The sequence below is a fragment of the Marinobacterium sp. YM272 genome, assembly GCF_050908845.1.
Lineage (GTDB): Bacteria > Pseudomonadota > Gammaproteobacteria > Pseudomonadales > Balneatricaceae > Marinobacterium_D.
Map to the genome: position 1 here is coordinate 1092599 of NZ_CP194171.1, position 19582 is coordinate 1112180.

At 59.9% G+C, this 19582-nt stretch carries 20 protein-coding genes; all 20 read left to right on the plus strand.

Annotation, left to right across the window (positions count from 1 at the left end; all coding sequences use genetic code 11):
- Positions 1 to 8 precede the first annotated feature (8 nt).
- A complete protein-coding gene (fliF, locus tag ACQUQP_RS05125; protein ID WP_432697729.1) occupies positions 9 to 1700 on the plus strand; it encodes a flagellar basal-body MS-ring/collar protein FliF in 1692 nt (563 codons plus the stop codon).
- Positions 1687 to 2688 (plus strand): flagellar motor switch protein FliG, encoded by a 1002-nt coding sequence (fliG, locus tag ACQUQP_RS05130; RefSeq protein WP_432697730.1) that lies wholly within the window; start codon positions 1687 to 1689, stop codon positions 2686 to 2688. Before fliF ends, fliG begins: the two co-directional genes overlap by 14 nt.
- 4 nt (positions 2689 to 2692) lie before the next feature.
- On the plus strand, positions 2693 to 3478 hold the full coding sequence (locus ACQUQP_RS05135; protein WP_432697731.1) for a flagellar assembly protein FliH: 786 nt from the start codon (positions 2693 to 2695) through the stop codon (positions 3476 to 3478).
- Entirely contained in the window at positions 3475 to 4857 is a 1383-nt protein-coding gene (fliI, locus tag ACQUQP_RS05140) for a flagellar protein export ATPase FliI (protein WP_432697732.1), read from the plus strand. The genes ACQUQP_RS05135 and fliI overlap by 4 nt, the downstream gene beginning before the upstream one ends.
- Positions 4858 to 4885: 28 nt before the next feature.
- The gene (gene fliJ / locus ACQUQP_RS05145) at positions 4886 to 5329 is read left to right on the plus strand and encodes a flagellar export protein FliJ (RefSeq protein ID WP_432697733.1); all 444 of its coding nucleotides are present in this window, start codon (positions 4886 to 4888) and stop codon (positions 5327 to 5329) included.
- 95 nt (positions 5330 to 5424) lie between these two features.
- Positions 5425 to 7449 carry a flagellar hook-length control protein FliK gene (locus tag ACQUQP_RS05150; RefSeq protein ID WP_432697734.1) on the plus strand — a complete coding sequence of 675 codons (2025 nt, stop codon included), beginning with the start codon at positions 5425 to 5427 and terminating at the stop codon, positions 7447 to 7449.
- 93 nt (positions 7450 to 7542) lie between these two features.
- Entirely contained in the window at positions 7543 to 8052 is a 510-nt protein-coding gene (locus tag ACQUQP_RS05155; RefSeq protein WP_432697735.1) for a flagellar basal body-associated FliL family protein, read from the plus strand.
- A gap of 11 nt (positions 8053 to 8063) precedes the next feature.
- Complete coding sequence (gene fliM / locus ACQUQP_RS05160) at positions 8064 to 9047, plus strand: flagellar motor switch protein FliM (protein WP_432697736.1); 984 nt, start codon at positions 8064 to 8066, stop codon at positions 9045 to 9047.
- Between the two features lie 27 nt (positions 9048 to 9074).
- The gene (fliN, locus tag ACQUQP_RS05165) at positions 9075 to 9500 is read left to right on the plus strand and encodes a flagellar motor switch protein FliN (RefSeq protein ID WP_432697737.1); all 426 of its coding nucleotides are present in this window, start codon (positions 9075 to 9077) and stop codon (positions 9498 to 9500) included.
- Positions 9500 to 9925, plus strand: a complete 426-nt coding sequence (gene fliO, locus ACQUQP_RS05170) for a flagellar biosynthetic protein FliO (RefSeq protein ID WP_432697738.1) — start codon at positions 9500 to 9502, stop codon at positions 9923 to 9925. Before fliN ends, fliO begins: the two co-directional genes overlap by 1 nt.
- Positions 9925 to 10659, plus strand: coding sequence for a flagellar type III secretion system pore protein FliP (gene fliP / locus ACQUQP_RS05175; protein WP_432697739.1), 735 nt, complete (start codon positions 9925 to 9927; stop codon positions 10657 to 10659). The genes fliO and fliP overlap by 1 nt, the downstream gene beginning before the upstream one ends.
- An 8-nt stretch (positions 10660 to 10667) precedes the next feature.
- Positions 10668 to 10937 carry a flagellar biosynthesis protein FliQ gene (fliQ, locus tag ACQUQP_RS05180; protein ID WP_432697740.1) on the plus strand — a complete coding sequence of 90 codons (270 nt, stop codon included), beginning with the start codon at positions 10668 to 10670 and terminating at the stop codon, positions 10935 to 10937.
- 2 nt (positions 10938 to 10939) lie between these two features.
- On the plus strand, positions 10940 to 11728 hold the full coding sequence (gene fliR / locus ACQUQP_RS05185) for a flagellar biosynthetic protein FliR (protein ID WP_432697741.1): 789 nt from the start codon (positions 10940 to 10942) through the stop codon (positions 11726 to 11728).
- Positions 11721 to 12866, plus strand: a complete 1146-nt coding sequence (gene flhB / locus ACQUQP_RS05190) for a flagellar biosynthesis protein FlhB (RefSeq protein ID WP_432697742.1) — start codon at positions 11721 to 11723, stop codon at positions 12864 to 12866. Before fliR ends, flhB begins: the two co-directional genes overlap by 8 nt.
- A gap of 155 nt (positions 12867 to 13021) precedes the next feature.
- Positions 13022 to 15139 (plus strand): flagellar biosynthesis protein FlhA, encoded by a 2118-nt coding sequence (gene flhA, locus ACQUQP_RS05195; RefSeq protein ID WP_432697743.1) that lies wholly within the window; start codon positions 13022 to 13024, stop codon positions 15137 to 15139.
- Between the two features lie 34 nt (positions 15140 to 15173).
- A complete protein-coding gene (gene flhF, locus ACQUQP_RS05200; protein ID WP_432697744.1) occupies positions 15174 to 16688 on the plus strand; it encodes a flagellar biosynthesis protein FlhF in 1515 nt (504 codons plus the stop codon).
- 15 nt (positions 16689 to 16703) lie between these two features.
- Complete coding sequence (locus tag ACQUQP_RS05205) at positions 16704 to 17519, plus strand: MinD/ParA family protein (RefSeq protein WP_432697745.1); 816 nt, start codon at positions 16704 to 16706, stop codon at positions 17517 to 17519.
- Between the two features lie 31 nt (positions 17520 to 17550).
- Entirely contained in the window at positions 17551 to 18261 is a 711-nt protein-coding gene (locus ACQUQP_RS05210) for an RNA polymerase sigma factor FliA (RefSeq protein ID WP_432697746.1), read from the plus strand.
- 100 nt (positions 18262 to 18361) lie between these two features.
- Positions 18362 to 18703, plus strand: coding sequence for a chemotaxis response regulator CheY (locus ACQUQP_RS05215; protein WP_432697747.1), 342 nt, complete (start codon positions 18362 to 18364; stop codon positions 18701 to 18703).
- A 24-nt stretch (positions 18704 to 18727) separates the two neighbouring features.
- The gene (locus ACQUQP_RS05220) at positions 18728 to 19570 is read left to right on the plus strand and encodes a protein phosphatase CheZ (RefSeq protein WP_432697748.1); all 843 of its coding nucleotides are present in this window, start codon (positions 18728 to 18730) and stop codon (positions 19568 to 19570) included.
- Positions 19571 to 19582 lie beyond the last annotated feature (12 nt).

The following is a 19582-nucleotide window of genomic DNA, read 5'->3' on the forward strand; positions in this document are numbered from 1 at the left end:
GAGGCTGCATGGCAGATTCGGCGGGACAGTTCGGAACCAAAGGTAGCTGGGTATCGGGCTTTAACAGTCTGAGTATCCTGCGCCAGCTCGGTTTGATGGTGGGACTCGCCGCCAGTATCGCCATTGGGTTTGCTGTCGTGCTCTGGTCGCAGGAGCCGGACTACCGCGTACTCTTCTCCAATCTCACCTTCGCCGATGCCAATGAAGTGATCGAGCAGCTCGATCAGCTGCAGATTCCCTACGAATTTGATACCGCCGGCCGTGCCATCCTGGTGCCCCAGGATCAGGTGCATCAGGCGCGTCTGCGTCTGGCGTCCCAGGGGTTTACCAACGACAAGACGGTGGGCTTTGAGCTGCTGGAGCAGGACCAGGGTCTTGGCACCAGTCAGTTTATGGAAACCGCCCGCTACCGCCGCGGCCTGGAGGGAGAGCTGGCGCGCACTGTCGCCAGTATGGTGGCGGTACGTAATGCCCGTGTTCACCTGGCGATTCCGAAAGAATCGGTATTTATCCGGGATTCGCGCAAGCCGCGCGCGTCGGTATTTGTAGAGATGTTCTCCGGCCGCAGGCTGGAACGTGACCAGGTGGCTGCGATCGCCAATCTGGTGGCGTCCAGTATCCCTGAACTGGATGTAAAAGACGTAACCGTTGTCGACCAGAAGGGGCGCCTGCTGAATACCCGGGATGCCGACACCGACGTGGTGCTGGCGGCCAAGCAGCTTGAGTACACCCGCAGTGTTGAAGATACGCTGCTCAACCGTGTGAACAGTATTCTGCAGCCGGTGGTGGGGCTGGGTAATTTCCGTGCCGAGGTATCGGCCGATGTGGACTTCACCCAGATCGAGCAGGCTAACGAGATGTACAACCCGGACCTGCCGGCCCTGCGCAGCGAGAAAGTCCTCGAAGAGAAACGCGCTGGCGGGGATGCGGTCGGTGGCGTACCGGGCGCCCTGTCGAATCAGCCGCCTGGCCCGAGCAGTGTGCCTGAGCAGGTGAACGGTGCGGCGGGCGCCGGTGCGGGAGCCGGGGCCGCCAGTGCGGTTGCAGGCAGCAGTCGGGAGCAGTCGGTCAAGAATTACGAGCTGGATCGCTCGGTTAGCTACACCCGGCACCAGCAGGGCCGGGTTCAGCGCATCAGCGTGGCGGTGGTCGTGGATGATCTGGTCAGCGTCAATCCCGCGGATGGCTCCGCCAGCCGGAGTCAGTGGCAGCAGAGCGAGCTGGAGCGGCTCCAGGTTCTGGTCGAGAACGCGGTTGGCTATTCCGCCGCCCGTGGTGACAGCGTGACCGTCGTTAACTCCCCGTTCGTACCGCCGGAAGAGGTGCAGAGTGTGGAGCTGTCTTTCTGGCAGCAGGAGTGGTTCTGGGATCTGGGCAAGCAGCTGATGGCGGCGCTGTTCGTGTTGATCCTGGTGCTGTTTGTGCTGCGCCCGATCCTGCGCAGCCTGGCCAGCTCCGGGGCGGACAAGGGCGAAGAGTCGCAGCTGGGCCCAGCCGGGGATGTGTCTGCCGAGCTTGAAGGGCTTGAGGGTATGGATGTCTCGGACGACAAGGTCACCTTCGGCAATATCGATAAGAGCATGATGGCAACGCCCAACGAAAGCTTCGAATACCAGCTCAATGCGATCCGCAGTCTGGTGGCGGAAGATCCGGAAAAAGTGGCGCAGGCGGTACGTCAGTGGGTGATTGAGCGTGAGTGAGCTGACGGATATCGAAAAGGCGGCGATCCTGCTGATCAGTTTGGGTGAATCGGATGCCGCGGAAATTCTCAAGCACCTGGGACCAAAAGAGGTACAGCGGATCGGCGAGGCGATGACGCAGCTCGATAATGTGCCCCAGTCCAGGGTGGAAACCGTGGTGTCCGATTTTCTCGGCGTTGTCGGTGATCAGACCGGCATAGGTATCAACAACGACCGTTATATCCGTGCCATGCTGAATCAGGCCTTGGGCGAAGAAAAGGCCAAGACGCTGATCGACCGCATTCTGATGACTACCAACACCTCGGGCCTGGATACCCTGCGCTGGATGGAAGCGCGCCAGGTGGCCGAAATTCTGCGCTATGAGCATCCACAGATTCAGGCGGTGATCGTGGCCTACCTGGACCCGGACCAGGCCGCCAGTGTGCTCGGCTTTTTCGACGAGAAAGTGCGTATCGAGCTGATTACACGCATCGCCGCCCTGGATCGCATTCAGCCGCAGGCGCTGCAGGAGCTGAACGATATGCTGGAAACCCAGTTTACCGGCACGCGCACCAGTCAGAGCACAACCCTGGGCGGGGTGCGTCAGACAGCCGATATCATGAACTACCTGGATTCCAGCATCGAAGCTGAACTGATGGAAGCGATCAAGGAGTCCGACGAGGGGCTGGCGCTGGAGATTCAGGACATGATGTTCGTCTTCGACAACCTGCTCGAGGTGGACGACCGCAGCATCCAGGTGATCCTGCGCGAGATCTCCACCGATGTGCTGGTGGTGGCGCTAAAAGGTGCCGACAGCGCGCTGCAGGAAAAGATCTTCAAGAATATGTCCAAGCGTGCCGCCGAGCTGCTGCGTGATGACCTGGAGGCCAAGGGCCCTGTGCGTGTCAGCGAGGTTGAGGCGTCGCAGAAAGAGATTCTGGGTGTGGCACGCAGGCTCGCCGACGAGGGTGAAATTGTACTCGGCGGTGGCGGTGAAGATATGATCTGATGCTATGAAGCCGGATTCCCCTATCCCCGTTCGTATTCGTGCCCGTGATGTCGGCAGCGTCAGCAGCTGGAAGCTGCCGGACATGACCGATGTGGAGCGCGAGCGCCTGATCGCCCTGGCACAGAAGCCGGAGCCCGAACCGATCACCGAGGTCAAGGTGGTTGAGGAGGAGGTCTATGCCGAAAAATTGACGCTTTCCCAGTGGGAGGAGATCTGCGAAGAGGCCCGCAAAGAGGGTCTAGAGCAGGGGCGTCAGGAGGGCCTGGAAGCGGGTAAGCAGGAAGGTTTGGAGCAGGGGCTGCAACAGGGGCTAGCTGAAGGCCGGGCCAGGGTCGAGGCGCAGATCCAGCGCCTGGAATCGGTGATAGCCTCGCTCCAGCGGCCGCTCGAAGCCCAGCATCAGGCACTGGAAGGCACACTTCTTACGCTGGTGACCCAGCTGGCAGAAGCGGTGGTACAGGCCGAGCTTGCCACCCGTCCCGAACTACTCTCTGCAGCGATCGCCGAGGCGCTGGCCTGTTTGCCGCCCAATAGCGGGCCGGTGAGACTGGTGCTCCATCCCGATGATTCCGCGTTGTTGGCCGCTCAGGCTGAAGTCCAGGGCTGGGAATTACTGGAGGATGCCGCCATGACGCCTGGTGGCTGTGAACTCCAGGCTGGCGCCTCACGGGTCGATATCCGCGCGGAAACGCGCTTTCAGCAGGTGGCCGATCAGCTCAAACGGCGACTGTTGCCCACTACCGACCGGGATGAGCCGGTCGTCGGGGGCGGCGAGGACGACCCTCAATGACGCTCAACGAGCGCCTTTCCAGATACCTGGATATCCCCTACCAGGCGCCCCGGCCCGGCATCGAGGGGCAGATTACCCGCATGATTGGATTGACCCTGGAGGCCGTGGGACTGCGCGTGGCCCTGGGGGACTGTTGTGTGGTTGAAGTCTCCCCCGGCCTGTCGGCGGAAGCTGAAGTGGTCGGTTTTGCCGGTGATCGCATCTATCTGATGCCGCTGGAGAGTATCGAAGGGTTGAGCCCAGGCGCACGGGTGGTGCCGAGGATAGGCGCCAGTCTGGTGCCGGTTGGAGAGGGGCTGCTTGGTCGTGTTATCGACGGCATCGGTCGTCCGCTTGATGGCCTGGGGCCGCTTCAAGCTGAGGCGATGGTGCCGCTCGGTGGCGAAACCATCAACCCACTCAATCGTCACCCGATTGAAACCACGCTGGATGTGGGGGTGCGTGCCATCAACGGCATGCTGGCGGTGGGTCGTGGGCAGCGCCTCGGGCTTTTTGCCGGCAGTGGTGTCGGTAAGTCGGTACTGCTGGGGATGATGACCCGCTTTACCGAGGCGGAGATCACCGTGGTGGGTCTGATCGGCGAGCGTGGCCGTGAGGTGCGCGAGTTTATCGAACAGAGTCTGGGCAAGGCGGGGCGTGAGCGGTCGGTGGTAGTGGCGGCGCCTGCGGATGATTCACCGCTGATGAGGCTACGCGCAGCACAGCTGGCGACGCGAATCGCCGAGCATTTTCGTAGCCAGGGTAAAAACGTGCTGCTGCTGATGGATTCGCTGACCCGTTACGCCCAGGCGCAGCGCGAGATCGCGCTGGCGGTGGGCGAGCCGCCCGCCACCAAGGGGTATCCACCCTCGGTGTTCGCCAAGCTGCCCAGGCTGGTGGAACGGGCGGGCAACGGCGAGACCGGCGGTGGATCCGTCACCGCGTTCTATACCGTGTTGACCGAGGGCGATGATCAGCAGGACCCGGTGGCGGATTCCGCCCGGGCTATACTCGATGGTCATATCGTCTTGTCCCGGCAGCTTGCCGAGCAGGGCCATTACCCGGCGATCGATATCGAAGCATCGATCAGTCGAGCCATGCCGCAGATCGTTGATCCGCAGCACCTGCATCTGGCAGTGCAGATGAAACGCACCTGGGCGCGCTACCATCAAAACGCAGACCTGATCTCCGTGGGTGCTTACGCCAGGGGCAGTGATCCGGAGATCGACCGGGCCATCGACCTGATGCCGGCGATCAGGGCTTACATGCAGCAGGGGATGCAGGAGGCGATGCCGATCAAGCGTTCAATCCAGGAGTTGGCGATGATCATGCAGGCGAAACCGGAGCAGCCTCAACAGCCGAGGCCCGCCGCAGCGGCCGGATTAAGGCGTAAACCCTGATGAAGACGGCTTCCACTGAAGGGCAGGTATGGCGAAAAAGATAGAACGCTTCCAGTTACTTCTGGATCTGGCGGAACGCAAGCGCAAAGAAGCGGAACGGCTGCTGGCTGAAGCCCAACAGCGGGTCTCCCAGGCGCAGGCGGGCCTCACCCAGTTGCAGCAATATCAGCTGGAGTATCAGCAGCAGTTTCAGACAGCTGGCCAGGGCGGTCTGTCCAGTGGTGGGGTGCAGGCTTACCAGGGTTTTATCAGCAAACTCAGCGCCACCAGTCTGCAGCAGCAGGAAGCGCTCAAGCAGAGCCAGGCGCAGCTTGAGCAGGTAGAAGCTCACTGGCGTCAGACTCTGGCGCATTACAAGGCGATGCAGAAGCTGCTCGACAAGGCGCTCGATGAGCAGCGGGCGCATGACGAAAAACGCCTGCAGCAGGAGCTTGATGAGCGTTCCCAGCATATCCGTACCAACTTTCTTTAAAAAAACCGGACTTCTGCAAACCCGGCTCTGAAAAATCTGGCCCCGATATTGCTCCGTTGAGTTGTTAATCGCCGATTATCGCTTCAGGAGCGAGTATGCCGTCAGCCAGTGTTTCCCTATCCATCGCCAGTGTTTCGGCCTCCGTATCGCCGTCCAGGCCCGCGCCGTCTGCAGCGCCGGGGGGGGCGACGCCTTCCGGTGGCTTTGCCGAGGTGATGCGTGATGCGCAGGGCCACCAGGGCAAAGCGGCGGGGAAAGGCGGCGATGCTTTGCCGAGCGGCGGTAAAGAGCTGCCTGCCCAGCGGCAACAGGAAAATTTACAGCCGGAACATGCCGGCAATGCCAGCGTTGAAAAGGCCGGAAAGGATCTCGATCAGGTGGATCAGCCAACCGCTGAGCCTGAGGAGGGAGAATCTGGTCATGAAGATAAAGCGCTTCAGGCGCAGAATGACGGCGCGGAGGAGGCTGTTACGGCGGATTCACAGCAAAGGCTCAAGGAGCCGGCCTCTTCTGCTGAAGTGCCGCGCCCGGGTCTGAGTGTGGAAAATAGGGTTGGTCAGTCTGCCCAGAGCAGTTCGAAGACAGAGGCTGGTGTAGAAGTCACTGTTACCGGGGATAAGCTGGCTGGCGAGGGGGAGAACGATCCACATATTTCCGGTTCCGCGCAGCGACCGGGTCCGAGTGCTGAAAATAGTGTCGTCCAGCCTTCTCAGGACAGTTTGACGGCGGATGCTGCTGCAGAAGGCACTGACTCCGGCAGTAAGCTGGTTGTCCAGGGTGAGAGCAAAAGTGAGAGCGAGAGCGCTCCGCAGCTGTCGGCACGGGCAACAGGTGAAAATGATCAAACCACGCAGCAGTCTGCCAGGGCTGCTGATCGGTCCGGAGTGCAGGCTGACGCAGCGCCGGCCGTTTCAAGCCAGAAGTCTGGTGAAACAGCGCCGCTCTCTGCCGATACAGCTCCTGTAAAAACTCAGCCTGAACTGTCGGAACAGGGCGCACGTCCTGAAGTCAGGGCTGCCGCACTGCAAAATGGCAAGCCGGGTGAGGTCTCGTCTGGTGAAAGCAAGCCCGGTGTCAGGGTGTCTGAATTAGCCAGTGAAGGCCGTCGCACAGGCACGCGCACACTGCAGTCCGAGACCGTTGATAGCGCTTCCGTAGATTCAATACCCCGGGATAGCGGGGCTGTGGATAACCCTGAGGCTGTTGTGCCGGAGGCCGGGGTCGTTGAAGAGGAAGCTCCGATGTCTGCTGCAACGGCTCAGTTGGCCGCGCAGTCATCTACGCCTGCAGTTGAGGGACAAACTTCTGCTCAGTCGGCCCGGGATACCGTGAGCCAGTCGATCGAGCGTAACGCCAATGTCGCCCAGGCGGGTGCTCAGTCACAGACTGGCGATAGCGCCCAGGCAACCGCTCAGAATGCCCGTTCTGGTGGTGAGTCAGGCGGTCAGCAGAATGGCGGTCAGCGAAACGCCGCCGGTGAGTTGCTGGCCTCTCAACAGGGGCAGGCGTCAGCCAGGGGCGATGCCGAATCAGCGCCGGGTTCATCGCGCAGCCCTACCCTGTTTTCGGCGGATACCCGCGCTGCTGGTGACTCCGCCAGCGGTCTCAATGCCCAGGGGCAGTCTCAAACGGCTAATGGTCTGCAGACCGGAGGCGCTGCGCCGCGACCGGATGCCGCCTCAGCCGCGGCGGCCATGGCTCAGCGCTTGCAGGATCCCGCTTGGGGGCGGGCTATGGGACAGCGGGCGATCATGATGGCGCAGTATGGCCCGCGGACCGCGGAGATACAGCTGGACCCGCCTGAGCTTGGTGCCATGCAGATCAGAATTCACCTGAGCGGCAGTGATCAGGTCAGTGTCAGTTTTAATTCGCCACACGCCCAGGTACGGGATGCTATCGAGCAGCAGTTGCCAAGGCTCAGGGAGATGTTTGCAGAGCAGGGGATGGATCTGAGCCAGTCCTCAGTGTCGGATCAGTCCGCCCGGGGGCGCGGCGATGATTCCAGCGGTGGGCGCTCCAGCCAATCAGCCTCGGCGGCCTACGGCGAGAGCGGCTCCGGTGACGAAACACCCGTCAATGTTACCCAGGCCCCAGTGGGGCTGGTCGACTATTACGCCTGATGCTTTAGCGCTGAAATCAGTGTGTTATATTAGCGGCGAGGTTTGAACGCTCGGCCAGGAGCGCTGGCGCGTGGGTAATTTGACGGGGAAAGTATGGCGGACGAGGCGCAGGCCGAAGATCAGGCTCCGAAGGGATCCAGGAAAAAGCTGATAATCATTCTTGCGCTGGTTGGCGTGCTGCTGGTCGGTGGTGCGGGTGCCGCCGCATTTTTCGTTTTCGGCGCAGCCGATGAAGCGCCCGCCGAAACCGCCGAGCCTGTGCGCGAGGATGCGATTTACACCAAGGTGCGTACCCTGGAAGGCAAGCCGATGTTCGTGGTGACCCTGCAGTCTGAGGATGGCAAGCGTCACTATATGCAGGCCTATGTCGAGGCGAAAAGCCGCTCACAGACCGTCGTCGATGCGCTGGAGCTGCATATGCCGCTGATCGTGGCACGCCTGAATACGCTGTTCTCGACGCAGACCTTTGAGCACCTGATGACTATCGAAGGCAAGCAGGAACTCAGAACCCAGGCGACCGAGCTGGTGCAGTCGATCATGCAGGAAAAGATCGGCCGGCCGGGTGTCGAGTCGATCCTGTTCACCAATCTGGTAATGCAGTAAGCGGAGACACCATGTCGGTAAAAGATCTACTGTCGCAGGATGAGATCGACGCGCTTCTGCATGGCGTTGACGACGGTGACGTAGACACCGCCGACGAAGAACCCGCCGAGGGCGACGAAGACGGGGTTCGCAGTTACGATCTGGCCAGCCACGAGCGCATCGTACGTGGCCGGATGCCGACGCTTGAGATGATCAACGAGCGTTTCGCCCGTCATACCCGGATCAGTCTTTTCAACCTGTTGCGCCGTACCGCCGATGTCAGTGTGGGTGGTGTGCAGGTGATGAAATACGGCGACTACATCCACACCCTGTACGTGCCCACCAGCATGAATCTGGTCAAGGTGAGTCCGTTTCGCGGTACCGGCCTGTTTATCATGGATGCCAAGCTGGTCTTCAAACTGGTGGATCAATTCTTCGGTGGCGACGGGCGTCACGCCAAAATCGAGGGGCGCGAGTTTACGCCGACCGAAACGCGCCTGGTCAACAAGACGCTGTCCCAGTTGTTCCGCGATCTTGAAGAGGCCTGGCGCCCGGTCTACAAGGTCAAGTTCGAGCATATCGGCTCGGAAGTAAACCCGGCGATGGCAAGCGTCATCAATCCCAGTGACGTGGTCGTGGTCAGTACCTTTCAGGTGGACCTGGAGGGTGGTACCGGCGAGCTGCAGGTGACCCTGCCCTACGCGATGCTGGAGCCTATCCGCGAGATACTGGTCTCCGGGCACCAGAATACCGAGGATCATCAGGATGAGCGCTGGCGGGTCGCACTGCAGCGCGACATCATGCTCGCGCCACTGGATCTCAACCTGGTGGTCGCCGAACGTGAGATGACGCTGAGGGATGTGGTGGAGTTCGAGGCGGGCGATATTATCCCGGTGGACCTGCCCGAGAAGCTGGTGCTTTACGCCAACAAGGTGCCGATCTACAACTGCCAGCTCGGTGCCTCCCGTGGTAATCTGGCGATCAAGGTTCTGGAACAATTCAAGCAGCCGGACTAAGTGTCCTTGTCTGCGGAGAGATAGCACGTGAGTGACGAAAATAACGATCTGGACCAGCAGGCGCTTGCCGATGAATGGGCCGCGGCCCTCGAAGAGCAGGTCGGCGGTGCCGACAGCGGCGAAGCGATCAGTGATGATGGTGCCCAGTCGGTGGATCTGGATGAGCTGAGGGACGAATCCGCGCCGGTCAACGACCCCAAGCTGGATGTGATCCTCGATGTACCGGTACGTATGACCATGGAGGTCGGCGGTACCGAAATCCCGATCCGCAATCTGCTGCAGCTGAACCAGGGTTCCGTGATCGAGCTCGACCGCGTTGCCGGTGAGCCGCTTGATGTGAAGATCAACGGTACCCTCATTGCCCACGGGGAAGTGGTGGTGGTCAATGACCGCTACGGTATACGTCTGACCGATGTGATCAGCCCGCAGGAACGTATCCGGCGGTTGAAGTGATGCGTCTCCCGGTCGCGGTTGCGATTCTGCTCCTAACTCCTTTCAGTCTGGCCGCCGAACCCGGGGCCGGGACCTCCTCTGCCCTGCCCAGTCCGCTGGGGTCCGGCGCCATTGTCGAGCTGGTGCTCGGCTTGATCGCCGTTGTTGCCCTGATCCTGGTGCTGGCCTGGGTAGTGAGGCGTCTTAACGTACTGCCGGGGCAACGTGCCGGTATGCAGGTGGTGGCGGTGCTGCCGCTGGGGCAGCGTGAGCGGGCGGTGCTGATTCAGGTCGGTGAGCAGCAGCTGCTGTTGGGCGTCAGCGGCTCTCAGGTCAGCCTGCTGGAAAAGTTTGATACGCCGGTCATCGAGCCGCGCCATGGGCCTCAGGGGGCCTTCGCCAACCGGCTGAAAGAGGTGATGCAGCAGACGGGGAGAAAGCCCTGATGCGCTGGCTGTTGCTGCCGCTGTTGCTGCTGAGTATGTCCGCCTGGGGTGCTGATGCGACTTTTCCAGCGGTCACGGTGACCACTGGCGAGGACGGTACCACCAACTACAGTGTCACGATCCAGATCCTGGCATTGATGACGCTGCTGACCTTCCTGCCGGCGATCCTGATGATGATGACCTCCTTTACCCGGATCATCATCGTACTGTCGATACTGCGCCAGGCGCTGGGGTTGCAGCAGACCCCGTCAAACCAGGTGCTTCTGGGGTTATCCCTGTTTCTGACGCTGTTCATCATGACGCCGGTGATCGACCGGGTAAATGCCCAGGCGGTGCAGCCCTACCTCAATGATGAGCTGGCGCCGCTGGAGGCCCTGCAGGCGGCCAGCCGGCCGTTTCATCAGTTCATGGTCAGTAACACCCGGGAGAATGATCTGGATCTGTTCATGCGGATCTCGGAAACGCCGGATGTGGCGTCGGTTGATGAGATCCCGCTGCAGGTGCTGGTGCCGGCGTTCGTAACCAGTGAGCTGAAGACGGCGTTCCAGATCGGCTTCATGCTGTTTATCCCCTTTCTGGTGATCGACCTGGTGGTGGCCAGTGTGTTGATGGCCATGGGTATGATGATGCTGTCTCCGGTGATCATCTCCCTGCCGTTCAAGATCATGCTGTTTGTGCTGGTGGATGGCTGGGCGATGGTGATGGGGACGCTGGCGGCCAGTTTCGGCATTTAGGAGGTCCCATGACAACCGGTATGGTGCTGGATCTTTTCGGTAGCGCAATCTGGACGGTGGTGCTTATCGTCTCCGCTATCGTGGTGCCGGGTCTGATTGTTGGTCTGATCGTTTCCATTTTTCAGGCCGCTACCCAGATCAACGAACAGACGCTGAGTTTTCTGCCGCGTCTGATCGTCACGCTGCTGGCGCTGATGGCGTTCGGTCCCTGGATCGTGACCGAGCTGATGGATCAGTTCCAGTATCTCTTCATGAACATCCCACGCCTGATCGGTTAACCATGGAAATAGATCTGACGCTGATCGAACGGATGGTGGGGCAGATCCTGCTGCCGCTGTTTCGGGTGGCGTCCGTCTTCATGACCATGCCTATATTCGGTACCCGGCTGGTGCCGGTGCGGGTCCGTCTCGGGCTGGCGCTGGGCGTTACCGCTGTACTGGTGCCGGTGCTGCCGCCGGTGCCCGCTTATGATGGCCTGTCCGGTGAAATGTGGCTGCTGATCGTCGAGCAGGTGGTGATCGGTACGGTGATCGGCTTTACGCTGCAGATCCTGATGGAAACCTTTGTTGTCGGTGGTCAGCTGATTGCCAACCAGATGGGCCTGGGGTTTGCGTCGATGTCCGATCCGGCCAACGGCACCAATGTGGTGGTGCTCGGGCAGTTTTACCTGATGATGGTGATGCTGATGTTCCTGGCGATGAACGGCCACCTGGTGGTTATCGAGACCCTGGCGATGAGTTTCGAGGTGCTGCCGATCGGTGAGGGCGGGCTGCCACTGAATAACCTCTGGCGCATTGTACTGGCAGGTGGCTGGCTCTTCTCGGCCGGTGTGTTGATGGCGCTGCCGGCGGTTACGGCGCTGCTGGTGGTTAACTTTGCCTTCGGTATCATGACCAAGGCGGCGCCTCAGCTGAATATCTTCGCGATCGGCTTTCCCTTCACCATGCTGCTGGGGATTTTTATCGTCTGGGCCTCCCTGGGCGGTTTTCTTGGTCAGTACGAGCGCTTTGCCGAGGCGGTGCTGGAGTTGATCACCAACGTTATCCGGGAGGCGGGTCGCGGTGGCTGAAGAAACAGGTCAGGAAAAAACCGAAGAACCCACCGCCAAACGCCTGCGGGATGCACGCGAGAAGGGCGATGTGCCCCGGTCGAAGGAGCTGACCACCACCATCCTGCTGCTGGCGGCGGTGCTGGCGGCCTTTATCTTCGGCGCCCAGGTGGTGCGTACGATGGCGGGCATGATGCGCTCCAACTTTATGCTCGACCAGGCGACCATCGCCGACCCTGCCCAGATGATCATCCATTTCGTCAATTCCATGACCGAAGGCTTCTTGAGTCTCTGGGGCTTTTTTCTGCTGGTGCTTATCGCGGCGGTGGTGGGGCCTATCGCGCTCGGTGGCTGGAATTTCAGTGGCCAGGCGCTGCAGCCGAAAGGAAGTCGCATTAACCCGCTCTCCGGGATCAAGCGGATGTTCTCGCTGAATGCGCTGACAGAGCTGCTCAAGGGGATGGCCAAGTTCCTGGTGGTCGGTGCTGTAGCGGTGGGTGTGCTGCTCTGGGACCGGCCCGAGATCGCGTCGCTGGCAAAGCAGGCGACAAGCAGTGCCATGGAGCATGCGCTGGAGATTCTGATCTGGTCCTTCCTGCTGATGAGTGCCTCGATGATCCTGATTTCCGTCGTGGATGTGCCCTTCCAGATGTACAGCTACAAAAAGAAGCTGAAGATGACGCTGCAGGAAGTGAAGGACGAGATGAAAAACACCGAGGGTAAGCCCGAGGTGAAGGGGCGTATCCGCCAGATGCAGCGGGAGATTTCGCAGCGGCGCATGATGAAAGAGGTGCCGGAGGCGGACGTGGTGATCACCAACCCGACTCACTATTCGGTAGCGATTCGCTATGACCAGTCGCGGGGTAATGCGCCCTTTGTGGTTGCCAAGGGGGCGGACTTCGTCGCCCTCAAGATACGTGAGATCGCCGAGGAGCATGATGTGCCGTTGCTGGCTTCGCCGGCGCTGGCACGGGCGCTGTATCACGCTACCGAAGTCGGGGACGAGGTGCCGATCGGTCTCTACAAGTCGGTGGCCCAGGTGCTGGCGTACGTCTATCAGCTCAAGCGCTACCGTAAACGGCTGGATGAAAAGCCCGAGCCGCCCGACGAGAGTGAGATCGAGATTCCCGAATCCCTGCGGGTGGATCCAGATGAGTAACTTGGCGGGGTTCTTGCTTCAAATAACGTTGATCGATCATTAAGCGTCAAAAAAATGTTGTACTATGGCTACTTTTGTCCGGTGTATCTGCCGGTCAGGGAGTTTGGTGTTCTTTGTAGCCAATTTTTTGACGTTTTTAGGGTGTTGGGGGATTTTTGGATCGCACGGCCGTACTGAATAATGCGCGCACTCTTACGCAGGGAAATCTGGGGATTCCTCTGTTGCTGCTCGTGGTTTTGGCGATGGTCACCCTGCCGATGCCGCCCTTCCTGCTGGACGTGTTTTTTACCTTCAATATCGCGCTCTCGATCGTTGTCCTGCTGGTAGCGATCTATGCCCTGAGGCCGCTCGATTTCGGGGTGTTTCCCACCATCCTGCTAGGTGCAACCCTGATGCGACTGGCACTGAACGTGGCGTCGACCCGCGTCGTGCTGCTCTATGGCCACGAGGGCACCGGGGCGGCCGGTAAGGTGATCCAGGCGTTCGGTGACGTGGTGGTCGGCGGTAATTACATCGTCGGTATCATCGTGTTCGCGATACTAGTCATTATCAACTTCGTCGTTGTGACCAAGGGTGCCGGCCGTATATCGGAAGTAAGTGCCCGCTTTACCCTGGATGCCATGCCCGGCAAACAGATGGCGATCGATGCCGATCTCAATGCTGGCCTGATCAGCCAGGATGAAGCGCGGGCGCGCCGGGCGGAAGTGACCCAGGAGGCTGACTTCTACGGCGCCATGGACGGTGCGTCCAAATTTGTCCGTGGTGACGCGGTGGCCGGCATTCTGATCCTGGTGATCAACCTCTTCGGTGGTTTCGGCATCGGCATGCTGCAGCATCAGCTGAGTTTTGACCAGGCACTGCAGTTCTATGCGCTGCTGACTATCGGTGATGGCCTGGTGGCGCAGATCCCCTCGCTGCTGCTCTCCACCGCCGCCGCCGTCATGGTAACCCGCGCCAACTCCTCCGAGGGGATGGGGCAGCAGGTGTTCCGGCAGATGTTTGCCTCGCCGCGGGCTCTGTTTGTGTCGGCGCTTATCCTGGCGATTATGGGCAGTGTGCCGGGGATGCCGCATTTTGCCTTTCTGTCCCTGGCCGCCGCTGCCGCAGGTCTCGGTTGGTACATCCTCAAGCAGGAGGAAAAGCGCAAGGCTGATGAGGCGGCGGCCGCTGCTGAGAAGCCGGCGGAGAAGAGCGAAGCGGAGCGCTCGGAGGAGAATCGCGAGCTCGGTTGGGACGATGTGATGCCGGTGGATATGCTGGGCCTTGAGGTGGGCTACCGACTGATCCCGATGGTGGACAAGATGCAGGGTGGTCAGCTGCTCAATCGGATCAAGGGTGTGCGCAAGAAACTGTCCCAGGAACTGGGTTTTCTGGTGCCCTCGGTGCATATCCGTGACAACCTGGATCTGCTGCCCGGGGCCTACCGCATCACCATGATGGGCGTTATCGTGGGGGAGGCGGAGATCTATCCTGACCGGGAGCTGGCGATCAACCCGGGGCAGGTGTTCGGTGATATCGAGGGGATCAAGGTCAAGGATCCCGCCTTCGGACTCGACGCGATCTGGGTCGAAAAGCCGCAGAAGGAGCGTGCCCAGACCCTCGGCTACACTGTAGTGGATGCCAGCACTGTGGTGGCGACCCATATCAACAAGGTGCTCCAGGCCCATGCACATGAGCTGTTGGGTCACGAAGAGGTGCAGCAGCTGCTGGATATGCTGGCAGAGAAATCGCCGAAACTGGTTGAAGAGCTGGTGCCGAAAAAACTCTCGATCAGTGTATTGTTGAAGGTGTTGCAGAACCTGTTGATGGAACAGGTACCGTTGAAAGACTTCCGCACTGTTATGGAATCACTGGCGGAAGCGATCAACCGTACCCAGGATCCACTGGGGCTGACGGCCGCAGTGCGGATTTCGCTGTCGCGGCTGATCGTACAGACCATCAACGGTTCGGCGGCGGAGCTGCCGGTGATTACGCTGGATCCTCAACTGGAGCAGATGCTGCTGAGTTCCATGCAGCAGCGTCAGCAGGGCGAAGAGGGGCTGGTACTGGAGCCGGGCATGGCGGAACGGCTGCAGAAATCGCTGGCTCAGGCCGCCCAGAATCAGGAGATGAAAGGACAGCCATCGGTACTGCTGGTTTCAGCGCCGATCCGTCCGCTTCTCGCCAAGTTCGTGCGTTATGGCGAGCAGCTGATCCATGTGCTCTCCTATCAGGAGATCCCCGAAAACAAGAATGTCACCATAGTGGCAACTGTTGGGGGACAAAATGGTTAACAGTTTTCCGCTTGTCGGCCGATAAGGGACGAATATGAAAGTAAAACGCATATTTGCACCGGACATGCGCCAGGCCATGCGTCGCGTACGCGAAGAGATCGGCCCGGATGCGGTTATTGTTTCCAACCACCGGGTTGCCGGCGGGGTGGAGATCGTTGTTGCGCGCGAAGAAGAGTACGAAGCCGCGCAGAGCGAGCTCAAACGTGAGAGGGCGCGCCGCCGTGACGAGCAGGTGCGTATTCTGACCAGCGCACCGGCGCCCGATAAGAGCGAGAAGCGGCGCGATCTGGACCAGCTGCTTGAACGCACCCGGCTGGATATTGCCCGCGCCCAGGAGGGGGCGGAAAAGCCGGAGGTGACCCCCGGTGCCAATCGCCAACTCGACGGCGATGACGACGAGGAGCTGCACTCCATACTGGAGTCGCTGCGAGCGCGTCAGCGCGAACGCGACGCCCGGACGGCGGCGCCGAGACGACCCCAGCCCAGGCCTGCGCCTGAGTCTGCTCCGCAGCCGGCTTTTGAACCGAGAGCGGCGGCACGACCCGAACCGCGCCCCCAGCCGGCAGCGCCGGCGGCAGAAGATAGCAGCCTGATTAAAAATATGCAGGATGAGATTCACCAGCTGCGCTCAATGCTGGAGCAGCAGATCTCGTCCCGTCAGCAGGAAAGCCAGGCAGCCCCGGCTCAGGATTTTGCGGAACCGGTGCAGACCAGCAGCGCGCCTCAGGGTACGGCGCTGAAAGGGCAGCTGGAACACCGCTTTGAGCGCTTGGGCCTGGGTGCCCGTCTGACCTCATCTTTGCTTGCTTCCATCGAGCCGGGCCTGGCGATCGACAAGGCCTGGCGCAACTCCCTGGCACGACTGGCTGATTCCATACCGGTTGTCGGTGAGGAGCTGATCGAGCGTGGCGGCATGCTGGCGTTTCTGGGCCCCACCGGTGTCGGCAAGACAACGACTATCGGTAAGCTGGCGGCCCGCTATGTACTTCAGCACGGCAGTTCCAGCCTCGCACTGGTTACCACCGACAGTTTCCGCATCGCCGCCCATGAGCAGTTGAAAACCTTTGGCCGCATCCTCGATGTGCCGGTGCGGGTGGTGGATGAAAATCACAGCCTTGAAGAGGTGCTGCAGTCGCTCAAGGGCAAGCGCCTGGTACTGATCGATACAGCGGGCATGAATGCACGGGATCCTTCCGGACAGCTGCAGCTTGAGATGCTCGAAAGTGTCTCCGTCCGGGTGAAGAAACTGCTCGTGCTGTCCTGCTCAAGTCAGCGGCAGCTGCTTGAGAGTGCCTGGCAGACCTATTCGGCGCTCGGGCTCAATGGCTGTGTGCTGAGCAAGATGGATGAGTCCGGCAGTCTTGGTGAGGCGCTGACCCTGGCGGTGGAAAAGCAGCTGCCGGTGGCTTATGTGGCCGATGGTCAGAAGATCCCGGACGATATCGGGCTGGCGCGCCGCCATGACCTGGTCAGCCGTGCCGTGGTGACCGCCCAGCGCGACAGTGAACGTGCCAAAACCGCGTCCAACCCTCTATTCCGGGCCGGCTGATAGCAGAGTATGAATATGAAGCAGTCACATCCGGTCAAGGTTGTTGCAGTCACCGGTGGCAAGGGCGGCGTTGGTAAAACCAACGTGTCCGTTAATCTGGCGGTTGCCCTTGGGCAGATGGGACGGCGTACCGTGCTGATGGATGCCGACCTGGGGTTGGCCAACGTCGATGTCATGCTGGGTCTGAGGCCGAAACAGAATATCGCCGATGTGCTGGAAGGCCGCTGTACGCTGCGGGAAGTGATGGTCGAAGCGAGTGAAAACTTTCACATCGTCCCCGCCTCTTCCGGCACTCAGGAGATGACTGCGCTCAGCGTGCATCAGCATGCGGAGCTGATTCACGCTTTCAACGATATAGCGGACGACCTGGATGTGCTGATCGTGGATACCGCCGCAGGGATTTCCGAGTCGGTGGTCAGTTTTATACGTGCCGCCCAGGAAGTACTTGTGGTAGTCTGCGACGAACCGACGTCGATTACAGACGCTTATGCGCTTATCAAGCTGCTGAACCGGGATTATCGCATGACGCGCTTCCGGGTACTGGCCAATATGGTCCGTAATGAGGCGGAGGGGAGGAGCATGTTCAGCAAGCTTCTGACAGTGACCGACCGCTTCCTCGATGTCACGCTTCAATACCTGGGTTCAATCCCTTATGATGAGTCGGTACGCAAAGCTGTTCAGAAGCAAACGCCTGTTTTGAAAGCATTTTCTTCGAGCAAGGCAGCGCTTGCGTATAGACAGCTCGCCAACAAGGTGGATGAATGGCCCGTATCGACAACCTCACGGGGGCATCTGGAGTTCTTTGTTGAGCGTCTGGTTCAAGGGGTCTAGATAATACAGACGGACGTAGCGCAGAGCTTGCATGTATAACCAGCTGGAATTCAGGTCAGGCCAGGAGCTCGTCGAACAGTATGCTCCTCTGGTGAAACGGATAGCCCGCCATCTGATGGCCAGACTGCCGTCCAATGTGGTGCTCGAAGACCTGATTCAGGCGGGGATGGAGGGCTTGCTTGAGGCCCTGGGTAAATACGATCCGGGCAAAGGGGCGAGTTTCGAAACCTATGCCGGTATACGTATCCGTGGCGCGATTATCGATGAGGTGCGCCGCGGAGACTGGACGCCTCGCTCGGTGCACCGAAACGGGCGGCGTGTCAGTGAGGCGATAGCAAAAGTAGAGGCGCGCACGGGAAGAGACGCGACCGATACAGATGTCGCGGCGGAATTGGGCGTTTCGATTGATGAATATCATAACCTGCTGCAGGATTCGGCCGAAAGCCGGCTGTTCAGTCTTGATGAACTGAGCAGCTCGGGGGAGGATTCGGTTGGCGAACAGTTTGCCAGCAATGATCCGGGGCCCGAACACACAACCCACGGCAGTGCCTTCCACGCATCACTGGCCCAGGCCATCCAAACCCTGCCGGAACGCGAAAAGCTGGTGCTGGCTCTCTATTATGACGAGGAACTTAACCTCAAGGAGATCGGGCAGGTGCTCGGCGTAACCGAGTCGCGTGTCAGCCAGATTCACAGCCAGGCGGCCGCACGGCTGAGGGCTAAGTTGAGAGACTGGCAGTGAGGGGCGTTTCCCTTTTTCATTGCCGAAGACGAGTAAATAACCGGGAGAACCTGTCTTGAAAAAAGACATCAAGATTCTTGTTGTAGACGACTTTTCTACGATGAGACGCATCATAAAAAACCTGCTGCGTGATCTGGGGTTCACCAATGTAGAAGAAGCGGATGACGGTAAAACCGCGCTTCCGATTCTGAAACAGGGGCGGGTGCAGTTTCTGGTGACGGACTGGAATATGCCCGGTATGACCGGCATCGACCTGATCAAAGAGGTCCGCGCTGATCCCAACCTTGCACATATCCCCATTTTGATGGTGACCGCGGAAGCCAAGCGTGAACAGATTATTGCCGCGGCCCAGGCCGGCGTTAACGGTTATGTGGTCAAGCCATTCACCGCGGCAACCCTGAAGGAGAAGATCGACAAGATCTTCGAGCGCTTGCAGGGCTAAGATTTCCAGGCAGAGGATCGCTTGATGGCAGAACAGGATAAAACGGTCGACTTTGATGGGTTGGAAGAGCTGCTCAAAGGCAAGGCGCAGGAGTTGGTTGCCGCGCTCGAGGCCGGGCAGCTGCCTGAGGCCATCAACCTGATCAATCAGCTGCAGACGGCCCGGCATGAGGTGTTCTACAACGAAGTCGGGCACCTGACCCGTGGTCTGCATGAGGCGATCAAGTCATTCTCAAGTGATGTGGGCGGCAAGATCGACGAACATCATGAGGGTGCGGAAGCGGTCAGCGATGCGTCGGACCGGCTCTCCTATGTGATCGAGCTGACCGAGGAAACTGCGCATAAGACGATGGATCGGGTCGATCAGTCCCTGACGCTGGTTGACCGGCTCGACGATCAGAGTGCCAGGTTCAGGGATCTTCTGATGCTGGTCGGACAGCTCGAGGGCGAGTTCAAGGCATTGGACGGGGTCTATGACCGTACCTGCGCGCTTAAGGATGAGTCCGAAAAAACCATCGAAGAGCTGCGTAGCGCACTCACCGACATTCTTGTGTCCCAGGGTTTTCAGGATATTACCGGGCAGTTGATACGCCGGGTCATTACGCTGCTGACCCAGGTTGAGGGGCAGCTGGTCAAATTGATGGATATGGCTGCCAAGGTCGAGCGTCTCAGTGGCGTCGACTTGTCCGAAGCTGAAGCCGAAACATCAAGCCTTGGTGCAGTCGAGGCCGGTGAAGCCGGGCCGGCTGGCGAATCGAACAGAAAAAATGAAGTGAAAGCTGAAGGTCCTCAGGTCCCCAAAGGTGGCGCCAATGTCGCCTGTGACCAGGACGATGTTGACGAGTTGCTTTCGAGCCTGGGTTTTTGATTAGGAGCACCC

Excerpts from the sequence above, each read along its gene's own strand:
- fliF (WP_432697729.1), top strand. The coding sequence starts at position 9 with ATGGCAGATTCGGCGGGACAGTTCGGAACCAAAGGTAGCTGGGTATCG.
- ACQUQP_RS05135 (WP_432697731.1), top strand. The coding sequence starts at position 2,693 with ATGAAGCCGGATTCCCCTATCCCCGTTCGTATTCGTGCCCGTGATGTC.
- fliI (WP_432697732.1), top strand. The coding sequence starts at position 3,475 with ATGACGCTCAACGAGCGCCTTTCCAGATACCTGGATATCCCCTACCAG.
- fliJ (WP_432697733.1), top strand. The coding sequence starts at position 4,886 with ATGGCGAAAAAGATAGAACGCTTCCAGTTACTTCTGGATCTGGCGGAA.
- ACQUQP_RS05150 (WP_432697734.1), top strand. The coding sequence starts at position 5,425 with ATGCCGTCAGCCAGTGTTTCCCTATCCATCGCCAGTGTTTCGGCCTCC.
- ACQUQP_RS05155 (WP_432697735.1), top strand. The coding sequence starts at position 7,543 with ATGGCGGACGAGGCGCAGGCCGAAGATCAGGCTCCGAAGGGATCCAGG.
- fliM (WP_432697736.1), top strand. The coding sequence starts at position 8,064 with ATGTCGGTAAAAGATCTACTGTCGCAGGATGAGATCGACGCGCTTCTG.
- fliO (WP_432697738.1), top strand. The coding sequence starts at position 9,500 with ATGCGTCTCCCGGTCGCGGTTGCGATTCTGCTCCTAACTCCTTTCAGT.
- fliP (WP_432697739.1), top strand. The coding sequence starts at position 9,925 with ATGCGCTGGCTGTTGCTGCCGCTGTTGCTGCTGAGTATGTCCGCCTGG.
- fliQ (WP_432697740.1), top strand. The coding sequence starts at position 10,668 with ATGACAACCGGTATGGTGCTGGATCTTTTCGGTAGCGCAATCTGGACG.
- fliR (WP_432697741.1), top strand. The coding sequence starts at position 10,940 with ATGGAAATAGATCTGACGCTGATCGAACGGATGGTGGGGCAGATCCTG.
- flhF (WP_432697744.1), top strand. The coding sequence starts at position 15,174 with ATGAAAGTAAAACGCATATTTGCACCGGACATGCGCCAGGCCATGCGT.
- ACQUQP_RS05205 (WP_432697745.1), top strand. The coding sequence starts at position 16,704 with ATGAAGCAGTCACATCCGGTCAAGGTTGTTGCAGTCACCGGTGGCAAG.
- ACQUQP_RS05210 (WP_432697746.1), top strand. The coding sequence starts at position 17,551 with ATGTATAACCAGCTGGAATTCAGGTCAGGCCAGGAGCTCGTCGAACAG.
- ACQUQP_RS05215 (WP_432697747.1), top strand. The coding sequence starts at position 18,362 with ATGAGACGCATCATAAAAAACCTGCTGCGTGATCTGGGGTTCACCAAT.
- ACQUQP_RS05220 (WP_432697748.1), top strand. The coding sequence starts at position 18,728 with ATGGCAGAACAGGATAAAACGGTCGACTTTGATGGGTTGGAAGAGCTG.